Origin of the sequence: Cytobacillus sp. Bac17 (assembly GCF_024519925.1) — a bacterium.
GTDB classification, from domain to species: Bacteria; Bacillota; Bacilli; order Bacillales; family Cytobacillaceae; genus Cytobacillus; species Cytobacillus pseudoceanisediminis.
This window is the reverse complement of the sequence record NZ_JALJRC010000025.1, coordinates 14,209-25,297: the sequence shown is the minus strand read 5'-3', so window position 1 is coordinate 25,297 and position 11,089 is coordinate 14,209. Positions and strand designations below refer to the sequence as shown.

The following is an 11,089-nucleotide window of genomic DNA, read 5'->3' as shown; positions in this document are numbered from 1 at the left end:
AGCTCCTTATATGGTGATTTCGACTGAACTGCTTTTCTTTACTCTGATGATGTGGAAGAGAATCGCAAACACACAAAGCCCAAGTCCGGCAATATCTGTGATCATGCCTGGTTTAATCAGCATTAATGCCCCTGCAAACATTAGGAATCTTTCAAGTATCGTCAGCTTGGCATTCAGGTAATTTCCAAGCGAACTTGCTAGGGCGTAAATGCCCAGTGTGCTTGTGATGACCACTAATGCGACTGATAAAATGGATACCGTTTCTCCCTCTGCTGCCTGAAGCAGAATAATAGGGTTATAGGCAATCATGAACGGAATGATAAAGCCCGGAAGTGAAATTCTAAGCGCCTCCCATGATGTCTGCATCGCATTGGCGCCAGCCAGTCCCGCTGCGGTATATGATGCCAGAGCCACAGGCGGCGTAATGTTGGACAATGCACCAAACCAGAACACAAAGAAATGGGCAGCGATTGGATTAACGCCAGCCTCCACAAGTGCAGGAGCTGCCGTAACCGCAACGACGATATAAAGAGCTGTGGATGGGAGCCCCATACTTAAAACGATGCAGGTGAGCATGACGACGATTAAAATCAGCCAAAGCTGACCACCCGTTAATTCAACAATATTATAAGCTAATGTAGATCCAATTCCTGTCATGGTGACAACGCAGATGATGATTCCGATGGCGGCGCAGGCAATCCCGACTTGAATCGTCCCTCTTCCGCCTTCAATGAAAGCTTCAATTGTTTTAGAGATCGTGATTCTTGAAGATTTATCCTTTGCCAGCCAGCTCGCCACAATGACTGCACCGATTCCGGCAAATCCGGCAAATAGAGCTGTCTTTCCCATTAATAGTGTTGTGATGACAACGATGATTGGAATAAGCAGGACACCGCGTTCCTTCAGGATTTGGACGACATTCGGGATATTTTCTTTACTGATGCCTTTCAGGCCTTGCTTTTTCGCTTCAATATCAATGGCAAAAATCAGTGCGATATAGTAGAGAAAGCTTGGAATGATCGCTGCCAGGATGACCGTTGTATAAGAGATTCCAAGGAAACCGGCCATAATGAATGCGGCAGCGCCCATAATCGGCGGCATGATCATTCCGCCTGTTGAAGCAGCCGCTTCTACGGCACCGGCAAACTTAGGCTTAAGACCAATGGATTTCATCAATGGAATCGTAAAAGCTCCTGTTGTCGCGACGTTGGCCACTGCACTTCCGCTCAATGATCCTGTCAGTGCACTGGAGATGACCGCCACTTGGGCAGGGCCTCCACGCTTTCTGCCTGCAATGGAAAGGGCGAGATCATTGAAAAGCTGGGTGGCACCGCTGACAGACAGGAAGGCACCAAACAGGACGAACATGACGATGAACGTGGAGGCCGTCGATAGTGTTAACCCCAGCACGCCCTCCGTCGTCATATAAAGACGGTACAGCAGGCGTTCCAGTGAAAAGCCGGCATGCCCGAAAATCCATGGGAAGTAGGTGCCAAACAGGGCGTATACAATAGCGCCTCCACACAGGATCGGGATAAAGATCCCAACTGCCCGTCTTGAAGCTTCCAGGAGGACGATGATCGTTATGGCTCCAAAGATATAATCAATCATAATCGGCTGGGAGCCCCGGTCCACATGAATCGTTGTGTAATTCAGGAGCAGGTAGCCAAGACCTGCAATGGCAAGCGCCGCAAATACGTAATCAGGGGCTGTAAACCTTTTTTGATTGGAAGATTTTCCGGCCGGATAATAGAAAAAAGTCATAACCAGCAGGATGCCCAGGAAAATCAGGTTTCTATAAATCTCTTGAATATTGGATAATCCATTCGAATAAATAGCAAAAACAGAAAACAAAACAGCAATGATGGCAGCCGCTTTTTTGTATGGACCCTCCAGCAGCCGCATGCCGCCGCCTGCTTCTTTATCCAGATCGGCTGGCTGTACAATGGGTTCGGTTGTTGATTTTGTCATCGATTTCCCTCCTTTATTTCGCTTCCGGCGGAATTAGATTTTCAGGTATATCAAGACCTGCTTCTTTAAAATATCTGTAAGCTCCGGCATGCAATGGAACAGATACTCCATCAAGGGCGGTTTCCAGTGTCATTTCCTTGGCAGAGCTATGAACCTCATACATTTCATCCAGATTTTCATAGAGCGTTTTGGTTAAAACATAGATTGTTTCTTCGTCCATTTCTTTTGTTGTGGATAAAAGGTTCGGCTGGGCAATGGTGTTGATATCTTCGTCAATACGCGGATATGTTCCTCCAGGAATCACATAGCGGTACCAGCTGTCAGATACTGCATTAATGGCATCCAGCTGCTCGTCAGTTACTTCCAAAATCGATGCTTTCACATTACTTGCATACATATCTGTTACAGCGGAAATCGGAATACCTGCCGGAAGGGAACCTCCATCCAATCTCCCGTCGCGCATCGCGGAAACCGTGTCACTGTAGCCAAGATACTCAGGAGAAATATCCTTTTTCGTGAGCGCAAGGCCTTCCATCATCACGACTGTAGATTGCTCCGTACCGCTTGCCTGCGGCCCTACAGAAAATTGCGTTCCTTTTATATCGTCGATAGTTCCGCTTTCGATCTTGCTGTTCATCAGCACAAAATGCTCCACATTTGGCCAGAGCATGGAGATCGTGCGCAAATCCTCATAGCGCTTGCCTTCAAAGGAGCCATCACCGGCATAGGCCTGGGACGAAATTAACCCCTGAAGAATGGCGAGCTGTGCTTCCCCTTCACGAAGCAGTTCAATATTTTCAATGGAGCCGGCTGAAGACTGGCCGCTCGCCTGGATTTTCTCTCCTTTTAAATGGCTGCTCCAAATATTAGCCATTCCAACCCCAATCGGATAATATGTACCTCCTGTTGAAGCGGTGGCAACGGATACGAACTTTTTATCCTTGTTCTCGGCCGCTGTCCGCACGCCAACAATGGCAATGAAAACAAGTGTCAGAACCGATATGATAATCTTCCACTTTTTTTGAATCATAAAATCCTCCCTTTCCATTAGAAATGTAAGCGCTTTTTCAAACTTGTATTACAAGTATACAAGATTACAGGATTAGAATTCAATTAAAATTCTGATTTTTTGTTTTATTCCGTGAAATTTTATGGGCCCTTCCCTTGATATTTCAGGGTTTTTAAATGTTAAAATAGGATATTTTACCTGGCAGAAGTACAAAAAAAAGAAAGGCCCATTTTCTGTGTTCAGAAAATGGCCTTTCTTTTATAACAGCTTACCCATATAGTATTCATCGACAAATTCACCGTTTATCAAAAGCGAATGTTTCTTAGTGCCTTCAATCTGGAATCCCGCCTTTTTGTAAAGGGCGACTCCTGCCTGATTACGGATAACAACTGTAAGTTCCAGCCTGTGGATATCGTGTTTACGCGCCCAGCGGTCAAGCTCTTCAAACAGCTTGGTGCCGATGCCCTGGCCTCTGTGTTCGCTGAGGATACCGGCAACGAGATAGGCTGAGTGCTTATTTCTCCTTGCCGCACCGCCAATTGCCATTACAAAGCCGATCAATCGGCTATCTTTTTCCGCGACGATGATGGTCGAATGATCTTCTTTTTGAATGGCTTCAATTCTTTTTCCTTGTGCCTCGGCTGAGGTCTTCCTTTCACCTGGCTCGAAAAGCATGTAGTCTGATTCGTTTTCTGCTTGTGTGATCAGGCCGGCCAGCGCCTCGGCGTCTGCTGGTTTTATATGGCGGATAATCATGGGGATTTCTCCTTTTTACTATTTTTTCATAAGCCCTTCAACAAAATCTTTCAAAACATGTACACCATGTACACAGTCATTTAATGATGTCCATTCCCGCGGATTGTGACTGATGCCATCCCTGCTGCGGACGAACAGCATGGCGGCTGGCATTTCCGTGCCGACGATCATCGTGTCATGGCCGGCTCCGCTCGGAATGTAAACAGGATTAATATTGAACTTAGTCAGGGATTCTGCTATACCTGCCTGCAGACTTTCATGAATTGGCAGAGGTTTGATTTTGGCATTCAGCTTCATTTGCACATCAATACTTCGTTCCTCTGCTATTTTCACCGCTTTGGTCTTAATTTGATCAAGCAGCTGATCCCGGGTTTCTTCAAAAATATCCCTGATATCAACCGTTAGTATTACTTTCTGGGCAATGACATTGAAACCATTTGGATGCACGTTCAGCTTGCCGACAGTGGCAACAGCTGTATCACTGACCTGCTTTGGAAATTTCTCAATGGTAGCTACAAACAATGAGGCAGCCACCAGCGGATCTTTTCGTCCAGCCATCGGCGTATTTCCTGCATGTCCAGCTTCTCCTGTAAAGGTAACCTCCAGCGAGGCTGGCCCTGCAATGCCTTTTACCACTCCAACTGGCTGATTCTCTCTTTCCAGCACCTTCCCTTGCTCAATATGGACTTCCACAAAGGTTTCGATTTCACGTCTGTTTTCTCCTGCCTTTAAGCACGCTTCCGCACTGCTTCCATATTCGTTCAATACGTCGCGAAACGATTTGCCATTCTCATCCCGCAGGCTATCCATTTCTTCCGGCTTCAGTTGACCCATAAATGCCCGGCTGCCTGTTAAGCTGCTCTTGAATCTCGAACCCTCTTCATCTGAGAAAATCACAACCTCATACGGCTTCTCTGGTATGTATCCTGTTTCTTTCCATGACTCTACGACCTCCAAAGCCGAAAGAACACCCAATGGCCCATCAAAGTGCCCTCCATTTGGAACACTGTCAACATGGGAACCCGAAGCGATTGAAGGTCCTTCCGTGTTTCCTTCCAATCTGCCGAATACATTTCCTGCTCCATCTGCCGTCACAGTAAGACCAGCGTTTTTCATCCACTTGATTACTAGCTCTTTTGCTTCTTTCTCTTCGGCAGAATAGCCTGGGCGTGTCACCCCGCCGCTATCCAAGAGGCCTATCCTTGAAAGCTCATCAAGTCTTGAGGCCAATCTTTCACCGTTTACACCTGAGTGGGTTAGTTCCTGGTCATAATCTTTTATTAACTGTCCATAAAGGTTCATGCTATTCACTCTTTCTTATTTGTTTTTTTCTCTGTGAGATTAATAGATTGTTGATGGAACGCGAAGTAACCGATATATCGGAAAACCGGCCGATAAAATGGCATTTTTGACCGATATATTTTGAGGCAGTGCTAAAAAATGACAGATGCAGAGCAAAAAGCCCGGCAGATATCAGCCTGCCAGGCCGCAATTCATTAAATAATTCCCTGCATACGTAAAATAATCTCAGCAATAACTGCAGATCCGATGAAGGTTCCGAAAAACACGAAGACTGCAACAATAATGCTTCTCCAGCCCAGCTTGGAAAAATCAGCCCAGTTCTTTCCGATTGAGATGCCTGCATAAGCCAGAATTGGGGTAGCAAGAGCCAAAATATTGACCTGGGTTGTCCATTCGACAACATATTCAGATCCTGGTACTCCTGGAATGGAAACGATGATTCCGATAATCCCGATATATCCGACGCTCGGGATATTGCCTGGCAGCACTTTTTCAAGAATCAGCCCGAGCACACTGATGACAATTAATACAAGCATGCCTGGAATGGCTGCAGACGGCAGGATATCGTAGCCTACCCAGTTGCCTATCAGCGCCGAAAGACCGAATATGCCTAAAATCAGGAACCACTCTGTTATGTTTTTAAGCATGGATATCTCCCCCTTTTTCCGCAGCCTTTTTCTCTTTACGCTTCATCATGATGCTGTACAGCTTTTCAGTAAGAGGCAATCCAATGAAAATACTTGCATACAGCCCTGTAGAAAGTGAAAGCAGGTTACTGGCGCCTGCGAAGGCAACAATCTGCGCCTCCATTTCAGGGAAGGCAGCGACAAGCGATCCACTGGCAGCAGCCATCATGCTGCCGCTTCCCACCCCTGATGCCATCGCGAAAGACAGCGGATGGAGCGGGGTAATGGTGGCCAGAAATCCGGAAATCAATCCCAGGAAGGCAGCACCAAACACAGTACCGAAAATATAAATTGCCATTACTCCTCTGCCTTCTGGCGAATCAAATCCGTATTTATTCATAATCAGCCCGACGTTCGGCTCCCGGCCAATCGAGTGGGTCATGCCAATGGCTTCTCTTTTAAAGCCAAGAAAAATGGCCACTGGCAGTGCAAATAAGATCGTTCCCAAGTTACCAAGTTCCTGCAGCAATAATGATGGCCCTGCCGCAATGATTGCCTCGATTTGCGGCCCAATTGTTACGCCAATTTTCGCAATTAAAAGAGTAACCCCAAGCACGATGAGGGGCTCTGCATTTTTAGCCTGTTTTTCCTTAATAAGCGGAGTGAAATAAAGACCCAGCCCCAGGAAAAAAGCATAAAGCATAGGCAGCAGCAGAATAACCCCTGCGCCTACTTTAAAGCTGATCTGTCCAATCGCTTCGGTGGCCGCAACCAGAACCAGCACAACGGCATGCAAGCGCCAATCTTTTAAAATTTCTGTCTTTTCGTTTTTCATGTTCTCCCCCCTGGATTAAAAGATTACTAGATAGATCCGCACACGGCGGAAGAATCAAGCTTGCCCTTCCCTTGCTCCATCGCCTTTTCATAGATATCGCACACCAGCTGGCCCAAAGGAGAATCTTCGCTATAAAATTCAGCTGTGTCTTTGTATAAGTGAATATCCTTATTCATGTGCTCCAGGCTGAACAGCACATTCTCGTATGTATCCTGAAGGATATTTTCACCGAATACGGTCAGCACGCGATTATGCGCAGACCCGCTTTGAATGACTTCCGCCAGCTGAGACCGGCTGACACCTGCTTTCTCGCCCACTGCAAGGACCTCCCCCAGGCCTGCAGTCGTTAATGCAACCAGCATATTATGGCACAGCTTTGCCACCTGGCCTGATCCTGAAGGGCCGAGCAGAAAGATATCCTTTCCTACGCTCTCCAGGACCGGGCGAATGTCCGGCAAATATCTATCGTCTCCCCCAACCATTATGGTCAGCGTACCGGCATCAGCACCCTTAGGTCCCCCGCTTAACGGACAGTCATAAAAATGGATGCCTTGCTCCTTTGCAGCCTGATTCAACTCCTGGGCTGTTTTTGGGTCAATGGTGCTCATATCCAGCACGAAACTGTGAGGCTTTAAAGCAGGAAAGACTCCGCTTCCACCCATCATAACATCTCTCACAATACTTGGTCCAGGCAATGAAGAAATTACTAGATCCGCCTGTCTTGCTGCCTCGAATGGAGAAGGCTGGGGAATGGCCCCCAGCGTCTCGCATTTCGCCAGTGCATCCTGACTTGGATCATAAGCAAACACCTTATACCCGTTTTTGATTAAATTTTTCACAATACCCTTTCCCATGGCCCCGCAGCCAATTACTCCTATGTTTTTCATCCTCTCCCTCCTCAAGGTTTTATATAAACTGTTTTTGTATCAAGCCAGAAATCCAATGCGGTGCTGCCCTGTTCACGCGGCCCAATGCTGGATGTTTTTTTGCCGCCAAACGGGAGCTGGTTTTCATAATGGTTGGATGGGATATTCACATGCGTGACCCCTGTTTCAATTTTCCGGACAAAATCGAATGCCTTCTGAAGGTCATTTGTAAAAATGGCGGATGACAAGCCAAATTCCGTATCATTTGCAAGCTCAATCGCCTCTTCGTAAGAATCCACTTCCATCACAGCCACAACCGGCCCGAAAATCTCTTCCTGGGCGATTGTAAAATCCTTCGTAACCTTACTGAAAACAGTCGGAGCGACGAAATAGCCCTTCGCCATATCGCCATCTGTCAGCTGCTTTCCGCCATATTCGAGCACCGCTCCTTCTTCGATGGCGCTATTCACATAATGGAGATACGTATTCATTTGATGCTTATTCGCAACCGCACCGTTGTCATTTCCTTCCCGAACCCCATCGCCAACCTTTACTTGCTTTGCTTTTTCAACCAGCAGCTCAATGACCTTTCGTGAAATGGACCGGGGCACAATCACGCGGCTGGTTCCCGTACAGCTTTGGCCGTTATTATAAAACCCGCTGATGACCACGCTCTGGACAGCCTCTTCCAGATTGGCATCCTCCAGAATAATTGTCGCATTCTTCCCGCCCATTTCAGCCTGCATTTTTCCGCCATGGGCTGTCACAAGCTTGCCAAGATGGATGCCGACATCGGAGGAGCCTGTAAACGAGACTGCCTTAATTTCCGGATTGGTTCCAAGCTCTTCTCCCACGACAGAACCCGGGCCCGTGATCATATTCAGCACGCCCGCTGGCATTCCAGCCTTTTCAAACAGCTCGACTACCTTCACTGCGATTAGAGACGTATCGCTTGCAGCCTTATAGATGATCGTATTTCCAGCCAGCATGGAAGGTGCAATTTTATAAATGGCGATTCCGAGCGGAAAATTAAATGGCATAACAACAGCCACCACTCCCAGCGGCTCCTGTATCGTGCAGGCAAAGGTTTTCGGATCAATCGCAGGCACGGTTTCACCTGAAATCCGATTCGCCTCGCCGCTGAAATGCTTCAGAGCCTGAACCGTTGCATCCACTTCCTTTCGGGCTGCCCCGATCGTTTTGCCGACTTCCTTCGTAATGATTTCTGCTAATTCCTCTTTTTCCTGCTGGATGAGAAAAATCAGTTTAAAAAGGATGTCCCCCCGGCTGATTGGAGATGTATTTTTCCATTCGGGAAAAGCCCTCTTTGCACTCTCGATTGCTTTTTGCACATCAATCTCATTCGATTTCTGAAAGTAACCCAGTACCTCATCTGTATTGGCTGGGTTCACACTCGGATACGTTTCCCCTGTCACTGAAGGTACCCATTCCCCGCCAATATAATTGTAAAAAGTTTCTGCACCGGCATTGACGGCCACTGTTTTCTGGCTATTAACCTCTGTACTCATCCAATCTCTCCTTATCATAACAAGTTTAGGTTATTATAATATTTTGAATATTCGATGTACATGTGCCAACAGCCAAATAATCCTTCTTTTCTTTGTGACTAGCACCAATTATGGGTTTAAAAAATCAAAGACCTGGAATGCCAGGACCACTGTAATCCAATCTTCTTTCCGGGAAAAATCCAGCTGCAGTTCACTCTCGATTTTTTTAAGCCGGTAGGCAAGGGTATTGGGATGAATATGCATCTCTTCTGCTGTTTGTTTATGGCTTTGATTATTTGCCAGAAAGGCTTGCATCGTTTTTAAGTATTCAGGCTCCATTTTTAAAAGAGAGCCTATTTTATCGGAGACAAATTTATTCAGCAAGCTGCGGTCGGTGTTGAGCCACAGTCTTTCAGCACCAAGCTCAGAATAAGTGATGTAGGTTTTGTGCTGATGGTTTTTGGCAAATGATAAAGCCTCGGCAGCTTCCTGATAAGTATCTGTCATATCTGTTAAAGCAACCTCTCTGCCCAAACCAATGACAGCTCTGCTCACTTTTCTCTGAATATCATCAGCTAGAGACTGGTCATACCGTTTTCGACCATTCACTAGAAGTGCAATGATTTGGTTTGATTTCGTAAAAACGATTGAGGTTTCACAGTATTTCATGATGATCTGCTCAATCGAGCGGATGAGTTTTTCTTTTTGAAGGATGGAGGCTGCATCCCATAAAAAACCAGACTTGCAGTCCACCATCATACAAGCGATGCTGCTTTTCTCATTCATGCGGAACTTTTCCAGAATCCTTGCATTCAGGCGTCCGCCATTGATCAAATCATGAAAGGCCTCTTCCCTTAGGTGCATTTCCTTTTCAAAAAGCGTATTCTGCCTGACAAACTCCAGTGACAAAGCCGTTGAAGCATGCTCAAGAGCAGCCTTCTGGATATTCGTCAAACGTTCAACCGGCCCATCAAGAAGGAAATATCCGAAAAGCTCGTTGGAGTTTATAATCGGAAAAGAACTGGATGGATTTATTGGTGACTCTGCAAAGATGACAGGGGAGCCCAAAATGTGACTGATGGTATCCAGGATATACGAAGTCCCCCTTCCCTCCAGCAGAATCTTCGTAAATTTCCGGTGGATATCAAGGGATTGGCTCAGTTCCTCATTTTTCCGCCTTACTTCTTCGTAAAGCTTCGAGTTCATGATGGCAATAGCCGCCTGGTCTGCCACCACCTCCAGCACTTGAAAGTCAGCTTCAGTAAACTGTACATCCTTGTCGAAGTTATCCACCACAAGCACACCGATGCAATTCTCCTTATAAACCAATGGGACAACGATACCGCTCTTTACTTCACGCCGGTAGACTCCATTAAAAAAATGAACATAATTTGTCTCAGACATACGGCTCATATGCTCCCTGAACTCAGGTCCTGATGCAATGACGCCCTTTTTAGTCAGAAATACCTGTCCCGTCAAGGATTCACCAGACTCAAACTTCACCTGGCTCATAAAGCCTGTCTCCACCCCAACCCCGCTGGAAAAATGCAATAATCCATCTTCCTTTAACGTGTAAAGAATGGTCGTGTCAGCATGGTCTACTAAATCAAAGGCAGCTTGCACCAGCCTCTTTAGAATCTCCTCCAGGTCAAGAGACTGGGTTAAACTGCGGTTTATTTCCAGAAGGCTTGTGATTTTGTCCTGCATGATGGTCATGGCTGTTCTCCTATCTAATAAGTTTCGTGAAATTCACTCAAGGACATTACAATCTATATTGCTGCAAACTATCTATTTTTCTGCCAAACTCCCATCCTTATTCCTTCTTTTCCTGACTTCATCCATTTTCCCGTAAAAACTCTCCTCCAAGTCAATGCCAAAGAAGTTATAGAATTTAATCAGATAGGCCAGGCAGTCTGCGAGTTCTTTGCCAAGTTCTTCTTTTACTTGATCACTAGCTAATTGAAAGGCCAGTTCTTCATCCATTCCTTCTTCGGCATATTCGCGGACAAGGTTAAAGGCCTTGCGCAGCTCTTCAGCAACCTCCGCTACTTCGGTTGTCAGCAGCATATAGTTATTTAATAGGGAATCGCGGCTCCTGGCATAATTCTCATCGCTGATCTCCCAGCCCATCTCTTTTTGATACTCTCTCATAAAGCTTTGCAATTCTTTCAATCTATTAACACCTCTTCGATATATTCGCCAGATTTCGGGTGGTG

10 protein-coding genes are annotated in these 11,089 nt (G+C 46.3%); all 10 read right to left on the bottom strand.

All coding sequences use genetic code 11. From position 1 onward, the window contains the following. Positions 1-6 precede the first annotated feature (6 nt). On the bottom strand, positions 7-1,971 hold the full coding sequence (locus NR125_RS22365; RefSeq protein WP_256816149.1) for a TRAP transporter permease: 1,965 nt from the start codon (positions 1,969-1,971) through the stop codon (positions 7-9). Between the two features lie 13 nt (positions 1,972-1,984). Beyond that, positions 1,985-3,001: a TAXI family TRAP transporter solute-binding subunit gene (locus NR125_RS22360; protein ID WP_009335077.1), complete on the bottom strand. Its 1,017-nt coding sequence runs from the start codon at positions 2,999-3,001 to the stop codon at positions 1,985-1,987. Between the two features lie 237 nt (positions 3,002-3,238). Continuing rightward, entirely contained in the window at positions 3,239-3,736 is a 498-nt protein-coding gene (locus tag NR125_RS22355) for a GNAT family N-acetyltransferase (protein ID WP_009335078.1), read from the bottom strand. A gap of 18 nt (positions 3,737-3,754) precedes the next feature. Continuing rightward, positions 3,755-5,038 carry a M20 family metallo-hydrolase gene (locus NR125_RS22350; protein WP_256816148.1) on the bottom strand — a complete coding sequence of 428 codons (1,284 nt, stop codon included), beginning with the start codon at positions 5,036-5,038 and terminating at the stop codon, positions 3,755-3,757. A gap of 194 nt (positions 5,039-5,232) precedes the next feature. After that, positions 5,233-5,685, bottom strand: a complete 453-nt coding sequence (locus NR125_RS22345; protein WP_009335080.1) for a hypothetical protein — start codon at positions 5,683-5,685, stop codon at positions 5,233-5,235. After that, on the bottom strand, positions 5,678-6,499 hold the full coding sequence (locus tag NR125_RS22340; protein WP_009335081.1) for a DUF3100 domain-containing protein: 822 nt from the start codon (positions 6,497-6,499) through the stop codon (positions 5,678-5,680). The genes NR125_RS22345 and NR125_RS22340 overlap by 8 nt, the downstream gene beginning before the upstream one ends. Before the next feature lie 26 nt (positions 6,500-6,525). Then, the gene (locus tag NR125_RS22335) at positions 6,526-7,386 is read right to left on the bottom strand and encodes an NAD(P)-dependent oxidoreductase (RefSeq protein WP_009335082.1); all 861 of its coding nucleotides are present in this window, start codon (positions 7,384-7,386) and stop codon (positions 6,526-6,528) included. 11 nt (positions 7,387-7,397) lie between these two features. Next, positions 7,398-8,894: an aldehyde dehydrogenase family protein gene (locus tag NR125_RS22330; RefSeq protein WP_256816147.1), complete on the bottom strand. Its 1,497-nt coding sequence runs from the start codon at positions 8,892-8,894 to the stop codon at positions 7,398-7,400. A gap of 108 nt (positions 8,895-9,002) precedes the next feature. After that, positions 9,003-10,589 (bottom strand): helix-turn-helix domain-containing protein, encoded by a 1,587-nt coding sequence (locus tag NR125_RS22325; RefSeq protein ID WP_256816146.1) that lies wholly within the window; start codon positions 10,587-10,589, stop codon positions 9,003-9,005. Between the two features lie 72 nt (positions 10,590-10,661). Then, on the bottom strand, positions 10,662-11,045 hold the full coding sequence (locus NR125_RS22320) for a MazG nucleotide pyrophosphohydrolase domain-containing protein (RefSeq protein WP_009335085.1): 384 nt from the start codon (positions 11,043-11,045) through the stop codon (positions 10,662-10,664). Positions 11,046-11,089 lie beyond the last annotated feature (44 nt).